15 protein-coding genes and 1 tRNA gene are annotated in these 18,169 nt (G+C 52.1%); 3 read left to right on the top strand and 13 right to left on the bottom strand.

Features of this window, described 5'->3' with window-relative positions:
• Positions 1–63 precede the first annotated feature (63 nt).
• The 3 genes from BQ6873_RS02790 to phnE are packed head-to-tail and all read left to right on the top strand — an operon-like array spanning position 64 to position 2,550.
• Positions 64–876, top strand: coding sequence for a phosphonate ABC transporter ATP-binding protein (locus BQ6873_RS02790; protein WP_076591294.1), 813 nt, complete (start codon positions 64–66; stop codon positions 874–876).
• Between the two features lie 34 nt (positions 877–910).
• On the top strand, positions 911–1,750 hold the full coding sequence (locus tag BQ6873_RS02785) for a PhnE/PtxC family ABC transporter permease (protein ID WP_076591293.1): 840 nt from the start codon (positions 911–913) through the stop codon (positions 1,748–1,750).
• Complete coding sequence (gene phnE, locus BQ6873_RS02780; RefSeq protein WP_076591292.1) at positions 1,747–2,550, top strand: phosphonate ABC transporter, permease protein PhnE; 804 nt, start codon at positions 1,747–1,749, stop codon at positions 2,548–2,550. Before BQ6873_RS02785 ends, phnE begins: the two co-directional genes overlap by 4 nt.
• A 44-nt stretch (positions 2,551–2,594) precedes the next feature.
• Here the strand turns inward: phnE and BQ6873_RS02775 are convergent.
• From BQ6873_RS02775 to BQ6873_RS02710, 13 genes are all read right to left on the bottom strand, one after another.
• Positions 2,595–2,690: transfer RNA gene (locus BQ6873_RS02775), tRNA-Sec, on the bottom strand.
• 9 nt (positions 2,691–2,699) lie between these two features.
• Positions 2,700–4,409 carry a selenocysteine-specific translation elongation factor gene (gene selB / locus BQ6873_RS02770; protein WP_269457220.1) on the bottom strand — a complete coding sequence of 570 codons (1,710 nt, stop codon included), beginning with the start codon at positions 4,407–4,409 and terminating at the stop codon, positions 2,700–2,702.
• Complete coding sequence (locus tag BQ6873_RS18315) at positions 4,367–4,609, bottom strand: GTP-binding protein (RefSeq protein ID WP_269457219.1); 243 nt, start codon at positions 4,607–4,609, stop codon at positions 4,367–4,369. The genes selB and BQ6873_RS18315 overlap by 43 nt, the downstream gene beginning before the upstream one ends.
• 19 nt (positions 4,610–4,628) lie before the next feature.
• Positions 4,629–6,077, bottom strand: coding sequence for an L-seryl-tRNA(Sec) selenium transferase (gene selA / locus BQ6873_RS02765; protein WP_076591291.1), 1,449 nt, complete (start codon positions 6,075–6,077; stop codon positions 4,629–4,631).
• The gene (gene fdhE, locus BQ6873_RS02760) at positions 6,077–7,090 is read right to left on the bottom strand and encodes a formate dehydrogenase accessory protein FdhE (RefSeq protein WP_076591290.1); all 1,014 of its coding nucleotides are present in this window, start codon (positions 7,088–7,090) and stop codon (positions 6,077–6,079) included. The genes selA and fdhE overlap by 1 nt, the downstream gene beginning before the upstream one ends.
• Before the next feature lie 22 nt (positions 7,091–7,112).
• Positions 7,113–7,733 (bottom strand): formate dehydrogenase subunit gamma, encoded by a 621-nt coding sequence (locus tag BQ6873_RS02755; RefSeq protein ID WP_076591289.1) that lies wholly within the window; start codon positions 7,731–7,733, stop codon positions 7,113–7,115.
• Between the two features lie 11 nt (positions 7,734–7,744).
• Positions 7,745–8,698, bottom strand: a complete 954-nt coding sequence (gene fdxH, locus BQ6873_RS02750; protein WP_076591288.1) for a formate dehydrogenase subunit beta — start codon at positions 8,696–8,698, stop codon at positions 7,745–7,747.
• A 10-nt stretch (positions 8,699–8,708) separates the two neighbouring features.
• Positions 8,709–11,780, bottom strand: coding sequence for a formate dehydrogenase-N subunit alpha (gene fdnG, locus BQ6873_RS02745; protein WP_157889101.1), 3,072 nt, complete (start codon positions 11,778–11,780; stop codon positions 8,709–8,711).
• Positions 11,781–11,903: 123 nt separating this feature from the next.
• Positions 11,904–12,218, bottom strand: coding sequence for a hypothetical protein (locus BQ6873_RS17955; RefSeq protein WP_157889100.1), 315 nt, complete (start codon positions 12,216–12,218; stop codon positions 11,904–11,906).
• Positions 12,219–12,429: 211 nt separating this feature from the next.
• Positions 12,430–13,047, bottom strand: coding sequence for a hypothetical protein (locus BQ6873_RS02730; RefSeq protein WP_076591284.1), 618 nt, complete (start codon positions 13,045–13,047; stop codon positions 12,430–12,432).
• A 134-nt stretch (positions 13,048–13,181) separates the two neighbouring features.
• The gene (locus BQ6873_RS02725; protein WP_076591283.1) at positions 13,182–13,865 is read right to left on the bottom strand and encodes a phosphatase PAP2 family protein; all 684 of its coding nucleotides are present in this window, start codon (positions 13,863–13,865) and stop codon (positions 13,182–13,184) included.
• Positions 13,866–14,283: 418 nt separating this feature from the next.
• Positions 14,284–14,859, bottom strand: coding sequence for an SEC-C metal-binding domain-containing protein (locus BQ6873_RS18135; protein ID WP_197685169.1), 576 nt, complete (start codon positions 14,857–14,859; stop codon positions 14,284–14,286).
• A 143-nt stretch (positions 14,860–15,002) separates the two neighbouring features.
• On the bottom strand, positions 15,003–18,158 hold the full coding sequence (locus tag BQ6873_RS02710) for a CusA/CzcA family heavy metal efflux RND transporter (RefSeq protein ID WP_076591282.1): 3,156 nt from the start codon (positions 18,156–18,158) through the stop codon (positions 15,003–15,005).
• Positions 18,159–18,169 lie beyond the last annotated feature (11 nt).

The following is an 18,169-nucleotide window of genomic DNA, read 5'->3' as shown; positions in this document are numbered from 1 at the left end:
TTGCCTGATACGCCACCTTCAGTCTGAAGGTGGCGTTGACCACACCAAATCTGATTGGTCAGCATGACATTCCATCTGCAAAAAATATCTGTCCATCATAGTGGCGCAGCCAAATCCTCTTTGGCTTTGCGTGAATTGACGCTCTCTATTCAACAAGGTGAACAGATAGCCTTGATCGGCCCATCTGGCGCTGGCAAAACCAGCTTGCTGCATACGCTCGCCTGCGCATTGACGCCGGAATCCGGTGACATTCAAATCTTTGGCCAAAATCCGTGGCAAATGACGAATAGCGCACGGCATGCGATGCGCTCTCGCCTGTTTCTCGCGCCGCAAACACCACCCTTGCCGCCGCGCCAACGCGTAGTGAATGCCGTATTGGCAGGTCTGTTGCCGCAATGGAGTGTGTGGCAAGCGATGCGTTCGCTGGTTAGACCGATCAAACCTGAGACGGCGTTTCATGCCTTGGCTCGCTTCAATCTGCAAGACAAGTTGTACGCCCGCGTGGATCGCTTATCCGGCGGTGAGCGTCAACGTTGCGGCATGGCGCGCGCATTGGTATCTAGCGCGGAAGTTTTTCTGGTGGACGAACCTTTATCGGCGCTCGATCCGACTTTGGCTCTGCAAACATTAGCCGTACTACAGCAAGAAGCGGCTAAGCGACAGGCTACATTGATTTGCAGCCTGCATCAGGTTGAATTGGCACGTGCCAATTTCCCGCGCATTATCGGTTTGCGTGATGGTCGTATCGTATTTGATGCAGCAAATGAAAATATCAGCGATGCGATGATTGAAGCCTTGTATCGTAATAGTGATAGCCATGTCAGCGAACCTGCCGATATCGGTCTGATTCCTGTTGCCATCCCGCCGCGTTGCTGATGACTCGCCACATACATTTATCAGACGCACATCCATGACATCGCCCTCCTCTCTTGCCATGCCAGACCGCGATCCTGCATGGCGCGGCCGTATCATGGGATTGGCTGTTGTCATCATCGTGTTGTGGCCGATGCTGGTAATGGCGGAATTCAAGCCATGGATATTATTCGATGCGCAGAGCTTGCAGGCTACCGGGAAGTTTTTAGCCAGCTTCTTCCCACCGGCACACTCGCTCGAATTCCTGCAAATGGTCGCCATCTCGACTTGGGAAACGATTGCGATGGCGACTGCCGGTATGACATTAGCCTTGCTCGGCGCGATTCCATTGACCTTGTTGGCGACGGAACGTTTGTCAATTTCTCGTCTAGGTACAGGACGCGCTTCACCGCTGGCAAAGATATTTCGCCAACTCGTGCGCTGGTTACTGGTCTTGCTGCGCAGCGTGCCAGAACTCGTCTGGGCCTTGTTACTGGTACGTATTGTTGGCCTTGGTCCGACTGCTGGCGTGATTGCGATTGCGCTGACTTATTGCGGCATGCTGGGCAAAGTGTATGCAGACATACTTGAATCTTCCGATCCATCCGCTTGCGACACACTCTTGCAGAATGGCAGCAGCCGTTTAGGCGCGTTTCTGTTCGGTGCCTTGCCATCCTCTGCATCAGAGTTGGTGTCCTATACCGTTTATCGTTGGGAATGCGCGATTCGCGGCTCGGTTGTCATGGGCTTTGTCGGTGCTGGCGGTCTTGGGCAGCGTATGGATGAGTCGATGAAGATGCTGGCTGGCGACGAGTTATCGACGATGTTGATCGTGTTCATTCTTCTGGTTGCTTGTGCCGATGGCGTGTCGGCCATGTTGCGCAGGAGGCTGGAATGAAATCGACGATGACCGCTGAGTTGCCTGTCCAACCAAAAACGAGCTGGTCAACTATTACGCTTTTAGTTGGCATCTTGTTGCTGGTATTTGCGAGCTTCATTTCATTGCCATTGAAATGGTGTGACTTCTTTAGTCAAGATGCAGTTCGGACTAGCCTGGAATTCCTGCGCGGATTTTCGCCGCCGGAACTTGCACCAACTTTTCTCGAAAGAATCGGCATTGCTACCTTGGAGACATTGGCAATGTCTGTCATCGGTACCTTGCTTGCTGCATTTTTCGGGATGTTATTAAGCTTGCCGGCCAGCGGACGATTCGGCATGACTGCTCGTTTCGTCACGCGCGGGATCTTGAATGTGTTGCGCTCGATTCCAGAGTTGGTTTGGGCTTCCATCTTGCTGATCGCTGCCGGGCTAGGCCCATTTGCCGGCACTTTGGCACTCACGATACATACGATAGGCGTACTTGGCCGTCTCTTCGCCGATACGCTGGAAAATTGTCCGCCTTTGCCTGAAGCTACGTTACGTATCAATGGCACACATCCGATCGCAGCATTCTTCTACGCAACGCTGCCGCAAAGCAGTCCGCAAATGATGTCCTACGTTTTATATCGCTGGGAAAACAATATCCGCGCGGCGGCTATTCTCGGTGTGGTTGGCGCAGGTGGCCTGGGCCAGATGCTGAAGTACCATTTGTCGCTGTTTCAAATGCAGCAAGCGGCCAGTGTGATTATTGCGATGCTGTTGATGGTGTGTGCCGTCGATGCGATCAGCTTTGGACTCAGACGCATCATGACACGCTGAACGTTCTTGATATGCACGCATTCATTTGCATGCATGGCAAATAATGGCGGAAGGAAGCGGGAGTCGAACCCACCCAGCGACGCATGGCGCCACCAACTGGGTTTGAAGCCCAGCCGCCCCACCAGGGACGATTTCCTTCCGTACTAACATCATTCCCCTTCGGGAAATAACACAGTTCCTGGTCGCAGCAGATGCTTGTCATCGACACGCCTCAGGAAACCGATTCTGTCGAAAAATTCCAATATCTGAATCGCGCGCTTACGGCCTAATCCGGTCGCATCACGAAAATTTGCTGCAGTTACTTCGCCATCGCGTCGATTGATATTACGTACCAACGCGGCCAATTTTCGCACTATCAATGGATGGTAATACAGATCCTTGACGATCTGGAACACATCACCCGCTTTAGCCAAACGGATAAAGATATGGCGAACTTGCGTCTCTGGTTGCTTGATCGCGTCGGCAATATCACGTATCCACGGCGGATCAAAACTGCCTTCCAACAGCAAAGGCAAGGCGCGTTCGGCGACTATCTTTTCTGCTGCCTGTAACTGCACGCCATGCTCAGCCAGATGCAGGAAGCCATTACGCTTCGCCAGCACGGCGTTTGTTGCCATGCGAGCTATCAACTGCTGCCATAAAGCTTCCGGCATACGCGGCGCTGCCAGTCGTCGTGCTCGCTGCAAATCCGGACCGATATCTTCTGGGTACTTGGTGTGGAAAGCTTGCAAGGCATTGATCACTGCTGCTTCGTTTTCCTGCAGGCGTTCCTGCGAAATCGCCCATTCCCTGCTCAGCCCGAACACAATATTGTCCAAGGCATCAAGAGTGAATGGCCAATCGTGCAGACCGGCGCTACGTAGCCATTCAGCACTATTCAAGCCAAAAGGTGCATGTGCTAACGCGCCTTGCAAACGTGTCGCGGGATCTTCGCTGCGTTGCGTTTGCAGATAATTGAGGCGTTGTGGCGTTTGACGATAACGCGCCGGCGCATTCGTATCCAACACACTGCCACCGGCCACGGTGCGATTGGCTGAGGCATCGCGCAAAATGAATCTGTCACCGTGCCATGCATTAATGGGCTGCTGCACCACCAACTGCGCCAAACCTGATTCGCCAGGGACGATTGATGACGATCCTAGTATCGCAACAGAAGCCATACATTCCTGTGTTGCCAGATGCAGATGCACCAAGGTGCCGGAACGTAAAGATGATGCTTCCGTAGCGGCCACCTGCAGGAACACGTCCATGCGTAAGGAACTCTGCGCAATCGCAGGGTCACATAACATGTGTCCGCGTTCGACTACGTTACGCTCAAGCCCAACCAGACCGACTGCACAACGCTGGCCAGCGTGTGCTGTTTCCACATTTTTATTGTGTACATGCAGACTGCGTACTCGATACGATTTATCCGGCGCATGTGCCAGACATAAAGAGTCGCCGACATGCACTATGCCTGTGGCTATGCTGCCTGCCACCACGGTACCAACGCCATCCAGCGTAAATGCCCTATCCAGTCCCATGCGGAAAGCGGTTTCGGCAACCACGTCTGTTTTCGCTTGTTCCGCTTCGTGTTGCAACAAGCTGCGCAGATCATCTACACCATCTCCGCGCAAAGCCGAGACACACAAAACGGGATAATCGTTGAGGCCGGCTTCTGCCAACAAGGCTTGTACTTGCGTTATTCGTTCATGTTTGACGCTCTCGTCAACGCGGTCTATCTTGGTAATCACGGCTGCGCCACGACGTACATGCAATAGCGACAAGATGCTTAAATGTTCTATTGTCTGCGGCATGATGCCGTCATCTGCAGCAATCAACAGCAAGGCAAAATCGATACCGCTGGCACCTGCGACCATGGGCGCACCAGTTTTTCGTGACCTGGCATGTCGACGAAGCCGATCAAGCTGCCATTCGCAGCAGGCATGAAGGCATAACCCAATTCGATCGTGATGCCACGGCGTTTTTCTTCCGGTAGACGATCGGCCTCTATGCCGGTCAATGCGCGTACCAGCGCAGTCTTGCCATGATCGATGTGCCCAGCTGTGCCGACTATCATGGATGATTAACTGAAGACATCATGCGAGTCTTTCGCGCAAGGTAGTTAACTGCGCTAAAACATCTGTCACATCATCGAGACAACGACAATCCAGCAGCAAGCTGTCATCGGCGACACGACCTATGATGGGCAATGGCAAACTACGTAACGCAGTAGCGAGGTTTTCCAAGGCTGTGCCTGTGCCGCGTTTTCTCGCGAGCACTGGCGAAATCACCAAGCCAGCCGACGGCAATCTATCTACTGGCAGCGATCCAGAGCCAATTTGACTCAACATGGCTTGAACAGCAACCGTATAACGCGGTGCCAATGCTGCAGTCATCGGTGCTAGCAAGACATTCGCGGTTTCAGCAGCCTGTTCCGGTGTACGCGTCAGCCAACGCAAGGTAGGCAGATCACGTGTTAATAATTCAGGTTGAAGGTATAGCGTCAGCGTAGCTTCCAGTGCAGCCAAAGGTAATTTGGAAAGACGCAAGGCGCGCTTCATAGGGAACTTGCGTATCTTTGTAATCAGATCACGTTCACCGACGATTAACCCTGCTTGCGGACCGCCGAGTAATTTATCGCCAGAAAAAGTAACCACACCGCAGCCATCTGCCAACATCTGTTGTGGTGTGGGTTCCTGTGGCAAGCCGAGTTGTCCCATATCGATCAGCGAACCACTTCCCAGATCGGTTACCAGTGCGACGCCGCGTTCGCGCGCCAGTACGGCCAGTTGTGATTCGGGCACCGAAGAAGTGAAACCTTCAACTGCGTAATTGCTGGTATGCACCTTCATCAATATCGCCGTACGCGCTGTAATTGCGCGCTCATAGTCAGCGAGGTGCGTACGGTTGGTCGTGCCAACTTCAACCATGATGGCACCGGCGCTGGCCATTACATCCGGCATGCGGAAGGCACCGCCAATTTCTACCAATTCACCGCGTGAAACCACAACTTCGCGTCCACCAGCCAGTGCGGCTATCGATAGTAATACCGCAGCTGCATTATTGTTGACGACGGTCGCCGCTTCCGCGCCGGTAATATCACACAGCAATCCTTCAACGATGCTGTCGCGATCACCACGACCACCATCGATCAAATCGTACTCAAGATTATTCGGCCCTTCCATCATCGCCGTGAGATGGCGTATCGCTGCCTGGGGCAATACGGAACGACCTAGATTGGTATGAATGACGGTGCCAGTGAGGTTAAGTACGCGACGTAGACGAGGAGTCAAACGCTCTTCGATACTCAAGGCCAATGCAGCACTCAAGGCATCGTTCTGAATATCGGATTGTTGCAGGTTGTCGGACAAGGCTTGCACACGCAAGCTATCGAGTAAAACACGCGCTTGTGTTGCAACGAGTGTATGCCCATGTGCTTCCAGCAAGGGCTGGACTGCTGTCAATCGCAGCAGTTTATCTATCGAAGGCAGATCCTGGGGCCTGGCCTTCGAGCCGTGAACCACGGACTCTCCGGTCTCTGCCATTAGCCGCCCCCGCCGTCATTAATATCCGGACCATCCGGATCGCCGAACAACAGCATCAGATTGACGCCATGACGTTGATAGCCAGCTTCTGACACCAAGAGATCGAGTGTTACTGATGCGAGATCATCTGCGATAGGCTCGACTGCAATATCGCGTTCCATGCGGACTATCTTGAGATAGTGATTGCATTCATCGCAAGTTTCAACTTCGATGCTTGCCTTCCTTGCCTCAATCGAAGTCGTATCTTCAAGTGCCTGCAAGGAATGGTAGTGTATGCCTTTGGTACTTTCGCAATGACTGCATTTGATGCGCACCATATGCCATTGCAATGAGCATAGCGAGCAATGCAAATAACGATAACTACCATCGGCATCGATGCGTGATATGGATGCCGTTGGGCGGCTGCCGCAGCAAGGACATCGGGTCGAATCTGCTATGCGTCCGAATGGTGCCAATTGATCATTGCCACGCGCTTTCAATGTTGCCAACAGCATGTGCGTCCAGTAGGCCTGCAAGCCGGCAGCGATCAACGATGCTGTTGCCAGATTCAAACCGAACATGATGTTATTGAGCAGACGATCGGCTTGTAGCTCCAGCTCTTGATCACTCATCTGCTGTACTTCATGCACGGCAGCTTGTGCAGGATTGCCTGCGAGTCGTGAATTCAAAGCATCAAGCATCGTGCGGAACGCCATACGCCATTTGGGATCGCGTGGCCACAATATAGCTGGTATAGGTGCCTGACCTAAATTTGCTGCAGCATCCAGGGCCGCAGCATCGGGCAAAACCACATCAGGATAGGATTGCAGAATGCTGTGCTGAGCACGCACCAGCTCGGCAGCGAAGAGAAGAAAATCCTGCATAGAGTGCGATGCAGCACGTTGCCTCAATCGCGCTTCGCGTGAAGAAAACACATCGAAGCGTTCAGGAAAGCGCAGATGCTGCACCTGCTGTCCGGCGCGGACAGCGATCTCTTCAGGGCTAAGTAGTGGGCTTACTTGGCTGATCGTCATGAATTGATTGTGCCCTCAAACATTACTTTTCGCCACTGATTTTCCGATACCAAAGGAGATGGTGTCGGCGTGCCCATTTTTCGCTGACGGTGCCACGCGTCATTGCCTGGACCGAGCCTTTTACCCAGATCGCAGCGTAGACGTGAATGATGACGCTCAAGATCAACACGGTCGCTGCGATCGCATGAACGAGTACCGCAACGCGACGCAAACCGATAGGGAAAATATCTGCAAACCATGGACGCCAGAACATGAATCCAGTTACCAGCAGCAACACCAGGCTGATGCCGAAAAGCCAGAATACTACCTTTTGCCCGGCATTGTATTTGCCGACTGGCGGCATGCCTTCTTCGTTGCCTTTAAGCAGTTCCGGTGCTTTCTTTACCCACTCGCTATCTTCGCGCGTCCAGAAGTTGTCGCGCCATACCTGCAGGAACAGGAAGACAAATCCCAGCACCATTAATACGCCAAAGAACGGATGCAAGATACGCGTCCACGAACCACCGCCAAACAGTGCGCTGAAAAAGAACATCGATGGATGGAAAATAGCGAGACCTGATAAGCCCGCGCAGATAAACAGCAAGGCGACTGCCCAGTGATTGAGTCGCATGCGGTCAGCATAACGTTCTATAACTTTTGCCATGTCGGTTCTCCTCAGACAATATCCGCGTTGTGTTTATCCCGCTCATCCTGACTTGGTGGCTTAGGTGATGCGGGATCAACGACGTCATCTTCTTCGGCATCTGCATCAAGTGGACCGACCTTGATGTAATGGAAGAAGCCGGCGACTGCGGCACCTATCATCGCGGCGACTGCGAGTGGTTTGGCTGCGCCCTTCCATAGCGATACCAATGGGCTGATGCTAGGATTGTCTGGCAGACCGTGATACAAGCCAGGCTTGTCGGCATGTTGAAGAACGTACATGACATGCGTACCACCTACGCCTTGCGGATCGTAAACGCCAGCCTTGTCGTAGCCGCGCTCCTTCAGATCGACCACGCGTTCCGCAGCGAAGTGATGCATGTCTTCCTTGCTGCCGAAGCGTATCGCACCGGTCGGGCAAGCTTTGACGCAAGCTGGCTCCAAACCGACACCGACGCGATCAGAACAGAGCGAACACTTGTAGGCTTTGTCGTCTTTCTTGCTGATACGCGGAACGTCGAATGGACAACCGATCACGCAATTACCGCAACCTATGCAGTTTTCGCTGATGAAATCGACGATGCCATTCTCGTACTTGACGATGGCACCCGGTGCCGGACAAGCTTTCAGGCAACCTGGCTCGTCGCAATGCATGCAGCCATCCTTGCGTATCAGCCATTCAAGACGCATGCCCTCGTCTTTGGTTGGCATCTCGACTTCGGAAAAGCGCATGACAGTCCATGACTCCGGCGTCAGATCACGTGGATTGTCGTAAGTGCCGATCGTATCGCCAACCGTGTCACGCAAATCATTCCATTGCATACATGCGACCTGACAAGCCTTGCAACCGATACAGCTTGTGACATCGATCAGCTTGGCTACTTCGATCACATGATTGCGGACTTGCGGGCTTGGCGTCGTGGTGGCCGAGCGTAAGGCGATATCAAGAGATTGTAGTGAGGACATAATTATTCCTTCAAGCCTTCTCGATGTTGACGAGGAACGCCTTGTATTCTGGCGTTTGTGTGTTGGCATCACCGACGAATGGGGTCAGTGTATTGACCAGATAACCGGGCTTGGCGACGCCAATAAATCCCCAGTGATTTGGCAAGCCCACCGTGTCCACTTTCTTGCCATCGCAATCCAGCTGCGGAATGCGCTTGCTGACCAAGGCCACACACTTGATAAATCCTCGTTTCGACGAGACCTTCACCCAATCTCCATTTGCGATCCCTTTGGCCCTCGCTAGTTCCTCGCCAATTTCCACGAACTGTTGCGGCTGGATAATGGCCGAAGTCAGTACGTTCTTGGTCCAGTAGTGGAAGTGCTCGGTCAAGCGATAGCTGGTTGCTGCGTAAGGGAAATCCTTGGCAGTGCCAAAGGTATCTATATCGCTTTTGAAAACACGCGCCGCTGGATTAGCTCTTGCCTTCGGATTGTTCGGGTGCATCGGATTGTTATCCAATGGTGACTCGAACGGTTCGTAATGCTCAGGCAATGGCCCTTCTGCCATGCCGGTAGGCGCAAACAAACGAGCAACACCTTCCGCAGTCATGATGAAAGGCTCCACACGATCCGGATCATCAGGGTTGGCATCAGGCCGGATGTCAGGTACGTCTGACCCACCCCAGCTTGTGCCGCTCCATTGAACCAGCTTGCGTTTAGGGTCCCAAGGCTTGCCATTAGGTGCACTCGATGCTGCGTTGTACAGTATGCGTCTGTTAGCTGGCCATGCCCATGCCCAGTTCAGCGTTTGCCCTATGCCCCATGGATCGGCATTGTCGCGGCGCGCCATTTGATTACCGGCTTGCGTCCATGCACCTGCATAGATCCAGCAACCACATGCGGTACTGCCATCGTCGCGTAACAAGCCGAAGCCGGATACTTGCTCACCAGCCTTGGCGAGGGTTTTAGTTGCGTCTTTCGGATCAAGCAGATCGGTCAAGGCCTTGCCGTTGTATTCCATCGCCAATTCTTGCGCTGACGGGCTGTGCGGTATTTTGTACGGCCAGGTCAGGTTAACGATTGGGTCAGGGAAAGCACCGCCGTCTTTCACATACGCAGTCTTCATCCGATGGAACAAGTCAGCAATGATTTCTGCATCGCCTCGTGCTTCAGCGATAGGTTCCGCGCCCTTCCAGTGCCATTGCAGCCAGCGACCGGAATTGGTGAGCGAACCATCTTCCTCAGCAAAGCAGGTGGACGGGAAACGGAATACCGTCGTTTGAATATCCTTGGTGCTTACCTCGTTATGGTCTGGATAGTTTTTCCAGAACTCGGCTGTTTCCGTATTCAGCGGATCAATGATGGCGAGGAATTTGAGCTTGGATAAACCATCGATGATTTTCTTCTTGTTAGGGAAGGAACCGACCGGATTGAAGCCTTGGCAAATATAGCCATTCATCTTGCCTTGGTTCATCAACTCGAAAGCCTGCAATACGTCGTAGACCTTGTCGAGCTTGGGCAAATAGTGGAAGGCCCAGGAATTTTCTGCCGTGGCTGCATTGCCCCACCATGCTTTTTGCAGACTGACGAAGAACTTCGGATAGTTCTGCCAGTAGCTCATCTGATTCGGCCGCAAAGGCTTGAGCGCACGTGGTTTGTAATAGGTGTCGAGATCTTGCTCTGCTTCGTTGGCCAGCGACAGATAGCCAGGCAATGAATTCGAGAGCAGTCCGAGATCAGTCAAGCCCTGAATATTGCTGTGACCACGCAAGGCATTCATGCCGCCGCCTGCAATACCAATGTTGCCGAGCAGGAGTTGCATAATCGCGCCAGTGCGTATGATCTGCGAGCCTTGGCTATGTTGTGTCCAGCCGAGCGCATACATCACTGTCATGGCCTTGTTAGGCACTGCAGTCGTCGCAATCATTTCACACACTTTCAGGAATTTATCCTTAGGCGTGCCTGTGATCTTGCTGACCATTTCTGGTGTGTAACGCGCATAGTGACGCTTCATCACTTGCAATACGCAACGTTGATGCTCCATCGTCGGATCGACTTTGGCAAAGCCTTTGTCGTCTAACTCGTAACCCCAGCTCTTGTTGTTGTAGCGGCGTTTCGCTTCGTCGTAACCAGTAAATAATCCATCTTCAAAGCCGTAATCCTCTCCGACGATGAAGGAGGCATTAGTATAGTTTTTGACGTATTCCTGCTGAATTTTGTTGTTGCTCAGCAGATAGTTCAGCACGCCACCGAGGAAGGCGATATCACTACCGGCGCGGATAGGTGCGTAGTAGTCGCTCATGGCAGCCGAACGCGTAAAGCGCGGATCGACAACGATCAGCTTGGCTTTATTATGATGCTTGGCTTCGATTACCCACTTGAAGCCGCACGGATGTGCTTCGGCGGCATTGCCACCCATGATTAAAACAAGATCAGCGTTTTTGATGTCCACCCAGTGGTTGGTCATCGCACCTCGTCCAAACGTCGGAGCCAGACTGGCTACCGTAGGACCGTGTCAAACCCTCGCCTGGTTGTCGAAGACGAGCATCCCCATCGATCTCATCACCTTGTGCGTGATGTAGCCGGTTTCATTGGAGGATGCGGACGCTGCCAGCATGCCGGTACTGGTCCAGCGATTGACGACCTTGCCATCAGCATTGTTGGCGAGGAAGTTCGCGTCGCGATCTTCCTTCATCATCTTGGCCAGTCGAGACATCGCGGTGTCCCAGGAGACGCGCTTCCATTCTGTGCTGCCTGGCTCGCGTATTTCTGGATACTTCAGACGATTTGAGCTGTGTACAAAGTCGAGCAGACCAGCGCCCTTCGGACACAAAGTGCCGCGATTAACTGGATGATCCGGGTCACCTTCGATATGAATGATCTCTGACGTCACATTCTTGGCTTTGTCACCCAGGCTGTACATGATGAGGCCGCAACCCACCGAGCAATACGGACATGTATTACGCGTTTCGGTTGCACGTGCCAGCTTGAACGCGCGCGTCTCTGCCAACGCTAGCGTCGGCGAGAAGCCAAGTGCAACCAGGCTGGATGCCATCAGCCCTGCACCGCTCACGCGGAAAAATTGTCTTCGATTCATATCCATTGGATCACCTCCTGTCGCGCTTTAACTGCACGCTTTAATGGGATTAAAAACAAATGAAAAACGTGCTTTGCTTGCTTTCCGGTACTGGCTAGTAATTAAGAAGGATGGAGTCATGCTTGACTCCTAATAAGCTGAAGATGCAGGTTTGGGCGTCGTGCCATCGCCGCCGGTTGGCGCGGGCGTATCGCTCGGTTTTGCACTGTCTTTTCCTTGATTTCCGACCATGCCGCCAATCGCAGTGCCGCCTTCGGCTGGCCCTGATCCTGGAACGGAGCTAGGCATATTGTTTGGTGGCGCAGGCGTGACTGTGGGAGCGGGAGTACTAGTAACTGGAGGATTTGCAGCTGGTGCAGATGTCGATGAAGAAGATTTCCCATCGCAGCCTGACAAGGCTATGAGTGCAACAACGAGACTGGCAGATGTTTGCAGCAGTTTCATGGCTATCCCGAACGATGATGACATCAAATTCGACCCGATATGGGTTGGCTTTTTTTAATATAACAGCCACAACAGCAAGCTTCAAACACCTTAGTGCTTTTTCAAATAGGCTTTAAATAGCACTATTTTAATAGTTGAAATTAATCGTTTTCAAAAACCGATAGCTTAATAAAAAACACCTCTATAAAGAGGTGTTTTTTATTGGTTTGCATTAACCGGCATCGCCACCACTCACGAAATGTCTTTCCCCGTGCAGGTAATGAACTAGCCACTGAAGCAGCGCGACCGCATCACCAAACTCCATGAATCCTTCGGTAACACCATCCCCAAACAATGGCGTGCCATTCAACTTGCTGTCGATGACCAGGCCATCAAACGTCGCCATGGGGATGTAGCCAGGCTCGATATGGAAAGTGTTCGCATTGAGAATCGCATCAAGAACATGATCCAGAAATTGAATCTCCGGCGTGCGCATGGAGGCCAGTTCATGTTCTTTCAGGAACATCCCAATCGCCAATAAGGCATTGCTGATAACAACGCGCAGATACGTTGCTTGTTGCTGTGGATTATCCGACAGCACATGATTCGATGCCTCGAAGTCCAGTACTGTCGCTGCATGCGCATTGCCGACTACGATATTCCCGGCTGATCCGGTTTTGGCTGTCTTATTCTTTCTTGGCAAAACCAGAATAGGTCCTGCATTTGATGCTGCGTCGCTTGCTTTCACTGGGCGCAAGATCATGGCTATCGATATAGGCAATACCCGCAACTGCTCTTCGATCAGGTCTATGGCTAACAGGGAGGTTTTATTTCTAACTGCGTTACTCATATAAGCTCCTTTATGAATCCTAGGCAGGAAATTCATTGTAGACAATGTAGCGCAATCGAAATGTACGTTAGTACACATCGCGCTTTGATTGTGAGCTTAATTTGTTACGGATGTAAAGATGAAGTCGAAGATGCTTATCTTGATTGTATCGTCAGATAGCGCGTATTGAACAACATGGCAACTGCAGTAACCCAGGCAAATGACAGCATCCAGCCAGCCAGAATATCTGTTGGGTAATGGTAGCCAAGGTACATGCGGGATGCGCCAACCAGCATGACGAATCCAACTCCAGCGGCAACGACCATAGGGGCCCAATTCTTGCCGCGCAATAAAATCACCGAAGCCAGCGCGATGGCCATCGACTGTGTCGCGTGTCCGCTAGGAAAACCAAAAGAAGTATGTGGAAAAACTGCTAGCCACAAATCCGGACGCGTGCGTTGAATGACTGTTTTGATGAGGGAACCAAGAATAGCTGCGCCGCCTATTGCGACCAGCCAAAAGAACGCTACGCGCCACAAACGTAGGTACATCCAATAAGCCAATATGGAAATGCTGATGACCGTCACTAAGGTCGAGACTTCTTTTGCTATTTGTCCGATCAGAGGCTCTGCATATTCGCGCAGTGACCACAAGAAAGCTCTTTCGGCGGTGAGAAATGAAACATTGTTGATGTTGTCGACTAAGGCCAGAAACAGAATTAATGGCAGGACTATGCCCAATAAAAATAAAGCGCCTCTGAAGCGCTGTATATGTCTCTCTACGCCAAAAAGCGTTGTGTCGCCCTGCTTGCCGAAATACTGTTGTACGAAATGTTTCATGTACTGCCTAATTGTGATCAGGTAAAGAGAGACACTGCGCCGGGTTTCGCTAAAAGAAAATTTTCACGAATGAACGACCGTACAACACACCGGAAATACCGCCCAGGAAATTCCTGTTGCTTTAAATAAAATTTCAATGCGGCGATCATATATCAAGCAAATGCATACAGGTATCGCCTCGGCGTTGTGGACAGTAAATATTTTCCAGGGCCGCAGTTAAAGTCTTGCATTAGTGACATCAAACACGCCCACAACATCAACTGATCTTGCGAAAATTGCAGCTAATGTCTTGCGACCCCAAATCTTTCAATCTCTTTACTTATAAAAAACGGCTTATCTCGTTTAAAAACGAAACAAGCCGAACTTTGAATAATTAGCTGAAAACCGTCGCTCAGTTTTGCCGCATCACCAGCCCTAATCAGCGCGCCGATGCATGCGATTCAAACAGTGGAATACCGCGCTTAATCCTGTTTTGCATATCTTCCAGGAACGCGGCTGGTCCATAACCCAAGGTTTGACCATTCTGCTCGTAGAAAAACGGACGATTGGTTTGCTGGCTGAAGTTCATCATCCATTCTAGCTCGTCCTTGTGCAGATCGCGGCCGCCATACGCCAGGCGATATGCCGGCTTGCCCTGCCAAGTCGTCTTGACGATGATCACGCCCAACTTGGTCGGTTTGAAGGCATCCGGGAAAGGACTTTCTGGATCAACCCAACCGCATTCGAATTGACGACAAGGCGAATCCGGCCGCGTTTCATAAATACTGCAACCGCCGTCGCGCACGAAGTGACAACGCACGCCCGGACGCATTTCATGTCCGTATATGGTTGATTTCAACCAGCCGTCACAACATGCCGTGCAATCGCCGCACTCACGTGCAACTTCGCTGGCGCGTGCCGGACGCACGGGTTCAATCTGGATAACCTTGCCGCAGCACTTTTTGTATTTGTTGCCGCTGCCGCAAGGGCAAGGATCGTTTCTGCTCGGTTTCACTGCTGGAACTGCCTTTCATGCGATGGACCGGATGCTGCGGGGTACTCAACTTGCCTGCATGCATCCACGGCGTTATCTGTCTCGCAAACTAATTGCTGACAAGCCCTAGATTATGCACCACCCGGCCATTTTCATGTGCGCGCTCAGGCATCCGCGGCAGTTTGCTCCTCATCTTCCTTGCGGTAAGCCATCCGGTACAACAAAGGCAGGACCATCAGCGTCAGGAAGGTCGAAGACAGAATCCCGCCTATGACGACCGTCGCCAGTGGTCGCTGCACTTCCGCGCCGGTTCCAGTCGCAATTGCCATAGGAACAAAACCGAGCGAAGCAACCAGTGCCGTCATCAATACCGGACGCAAACGTGTCAACGCACCTTCATGCACAGCATCTGCCAGTGAGCGCCCTTCTTCGCGCAAGCTGCGTATGAATGAAATCATGACCAATCCATTCAACACCGCCACCCCCGACAAGGCGATAAAGCCAATCGCTGCCGAAATCGATATCGGTATATCACGCAGCCAAAGCGCAATAATCCCGCCGGTCAGCGCAAACGGGATGCCACTGAATACCAGCAAGCCATCCTTCATATTGCCGAACATGACAAATAGCAAGGTAAACACCATCAGCAAGGCGACCGGAATCACGATTTGCAGACGTTTGGTTGCGGATTGCAGCTGCTCGAATTGTCCGCCCCAAGTCATCCAGTAGCCGGATGGGATTTTTACCTGTTGCTCGATTTGCTGTTCTGCATCGGCGACAAAGGAGCCAATATCGCGGCCACGTACATTGGAACTGATGACGATGCGACGCTTGCCGTTTTCACGGCTGACCTGATTTGGTCCTGGTGCCAGATCCAGCGTCGCCACTTCTCCGAGTGGAATGTAGCTGGCTCTGTTCTCACCGCTCTGTCCACGTGGCAATGGCAAAGGCAAGCGCTTGAGCGCTTCCAGATCGTTACGCACGTTTTCCGGCAAACGCACCAGAATGTCGAAGCGTCTATCACCTTTAAACAAGGTGCCGGCTTCCTTCCCACCTATTGCAATCGCTACCGTATCCTGCACATCGGCGACATTTAAGCCGTAGCGTGCCGTCTTGTCTCTATCGATATTGACGGTCAGCATAGGCAAGCCTGTGGTTTGCTCTACCTTCACCTCGGCCGCACCAGGAATTTTTCCCATCACAGTCGCAATCTTGGCGGCCGTATCGTTGAGCACTTCCATATCGTCGCCGAATAATTTGACGGCGACATCGCTGCGTACGCCGGAAATCAATTCATTGAAACGTAATTGGATAGGTTGTGAAAATTCGTAATTATTGCCCGGTAGTTGCGCTACCGTTTTCTGTATCGCAGCCAGTAATTCCTCACGCGATTTCTTTGGCTCCGGCCAATTCTTCTCCGGCTTCAACATGACCAAGCCATCTGAAATATTTGGTGGCATAGGATCGGATGCAATTTCGGCTGTACCGGTTCTGGAAACCACGCGTTCAATTTCAGGATGAGCCTTTTTCAAGGCGATCTCCAATTGTTGTTGCATGGCGACGGATTGCGTCAGGCTGGTGCCGGGTATGCGCAAAGACTGGATGGCAATATCGCCTTCGTTCAAGCTGGGAACGAATTCACTGCCCATGCGCGTCGCCAGCAAGCCGGACAACACAACCAGCACAGCAGCAAAGGTCAGCACCACCGGTTTATTGAGCATGACGCTATCCAGCGCTGGCCCGTACCAACGCTTGGCAGTCAGCATTAACGCGTTCTCTTTTTCAGAGACTTTATCGCCAATGAACAAAGCAACCGCTGCCGGGATGAAAGTGATCGACAAGATCATCGCACCGACCAAAGCAATCACGACCGTGAAGGCCATAGGATGGAACATCCGTCCTTCCACACCGGTTAGCGCGAAGATAGGCAGGTACACCACCATGATGATCAATTGGCCGAAGATCAATGGGCGACGCGCTTCCTTGGCTGCTGCAAAGACTTCATGGAAACGTTCTTTTCTAGTCAGTGGCCTGCCGTGATGTGCTTGCGCATGCGCCAATCTACGTACGCAGTTCTCGACTATGACGACAGCACCATCGACGATGATGCCGAAATCAAGCGCGCCCAGACTCATCAAGTTAGCGCTGACCTGATACGTAACCATGCCGGTGAAGGTAAACAACATCGACAAGGGAATCACCATCGCAGTAATCAAGGCTGCGCGGAAATTGCCGAGGAAGAGGAAGAGCACCACGATGACCAGTACCGCGCCTTCAAGCAGATTTTTCTTCACCGTATTGATGGCTTTATCGACCAAGACTGTGCGGTCGTAGACCGTGACCGCATGCACACCTGCAGGCAAGGTCTTGTTGATTTCAACCATCTTCTTGTCGACGGCTTGCGATACGGTGCGGCTGTTCTGTCCTATCAGCATGAAGACGGTGCCGAGTACGACTTCACGACCATTCTCGGTTGCTGCGCCGGTACGCAATTCACGACCAATTTCAACTTCGCCCACATCGCGTATGCGTATAGGCACGCCTTGCACATTGCCGAGGATGATGTTGCCGATATCTTCCATCGATTGCACTTGGCCCGGTGCGCGTATCAATAACTGCTCGCCACGCTTTTCGATATAGCCTGCACCTACATTGCCATTATTGCGTTCCAGCGCGGTCACGATATCTTGCAAGGTCAGGCCGTAAGAAGCCAGCCGTTCGGCCACAGGTGCAATCTGATATTCCTTGGCGAAACCACCTATCGAATTGATCTCGGTCACGCCCGGCACATTGCGCAATTGCGGCTTGATGATCCAATCCTGTATCTCACGCAAGTCGGTCAGTGTATAGAACGAGCCATCCGGTTTCTTGGCGCCCTCCTTCGCTTCCACCGTCCAAAGGTAAATCTCTCCGAGACCAGTCGAAATCGGCCCCATGGAAGGCGTAATACCAGCCGGCAAACTCTGACGTGCTTCCTGTATCCGTTCGCTGATCATCTGACGCGCAAAGTAAATATCGGTGCCGTCTTTGAAAATAACAGTGATCTGCGACAGGCCATAGCGCGAAAGCGAACGCGTTTGCTCCAGATGCGGCAGACCAGCCATCACGGTTTCTATCGGATAGGTAATGCGTTGTTCAGTTTCCAGCGGTGAATAACCAGGCGCCGAGGTATTGATCTGCACTTGGACATTGGTAATGTCTGGCACTGCATCAATCGGCAACTGTTGATAGTTGTAGATACCAAGCGCAGCCATGCCGGCCACAGCCAGCATCACCAGCCAACGCTGCTCGATGGCAAAGCGTATGAGACGTTCAAACATGATCGTTATCC

Origin of the sequence: Herminiimonas arsenitoxidans, assembly GCF_900130075.1 — a bacterium.
In the GTDB taxonomy this organism is placed as follows: domain Bacteria; phylum Pseudomonadota; class Gammaproteobacteria; order Burkholderiales; family Burkholderiaceae_D; genus Oxalicibacterium; species Oxalicibacterium arsenitoxidans.
The sequence above is the reverse complement of the archived record's forward strand: the minus strand, read 5'-3'. Positions and strand labels throughout refer to the sequence as shown.

Coding starts and splice junctions, on each gene's coding strand:
- BQ6873_RS02725 (WP_076591283.1), bottom strand. CDS start 13,865: ATGAAACATTTCGTACAACAGTATTTCGGCAAGCAGGGCGACACAACG.
- BQ6873_RS18315 (WP_269457219.1), bottom strand. CDS start 4,609: ATGATAGTCGGCACAGCTGGGCACATCGATCATGGCAAGACTGCGCTG.
- BQ6873_RS17955 (WP_157889100.1), bottom strand. CDS start 12,218: ATGAAACTGCTGCAAACATCTGCCAGTCTCGTTGTTGCACTCATAGCC.
- fdxH (WP_076591288.1), bottom strand. CDS start 8,698: ATGTCCTCACTACAATCTCTTGATATCGCCTTACGCTCGGCCACCACG.
- BQ6873_RS02790 (WP_076591294.1), top strand. CDS start 64: ATGACATTCCATCTGCAAAAAATATCTGTCCATCATAGTGGCGCAGCC.
- fdhE (WP_076591290.1), bottom strand. CDS start 7,090: ATGACGATCAGCCAAGTAAGCCCACTACTTAGCCCTGAAGAGATCGCT.
- BQ6873_RS02730 (WP_076591284.1), bottom strand. CDS start 13,047: ATGAGTAACGCAGTTAGAAATAAAACCTCCCTGTTAGCCATAGACCTG.
- selA (WP_076591291.1), bottom strand. CDS start 6,077: ATGGCAGAGACCGGAGAGTCCGTGGTTCACGGCTCGAAGGCCAGGCCC.
- BQ6873_RS02710 (WP_076591282.1), bottom strand. CDS start 18,158: ATGTTTGAACGTCTCATACGCTTTGCCATCGAGCAGCGTTGGCTGGTG.
- BQ6873_RS02785 (WP_076591293.1), top strand. CDS start 911: ATGACATCGCCCTCCTCTCTTGCCATGCCAGACCGCGATCCTGCATGG.
- BQ6873_RS02755 (WP_076591289.1), bottom strand. CDS start 7,733: ATGGCAAAAGTTATAGAACGTTATGCTGACCGCATGCGACTCAATCAC.
- selB (WP_269457220.1), bottom strand. CDS start 4,409: ATGGTCGCAGGTGCCAGCGGTATCGATTTTGCCTTGCTGTTGATTGCT.
- phnE (WP_076591292.1), top strand. CDS start 1,747: ATGAAATCGACGATGACCGCTGAGTTGCCTGTCCAACCAAAAACGAGC.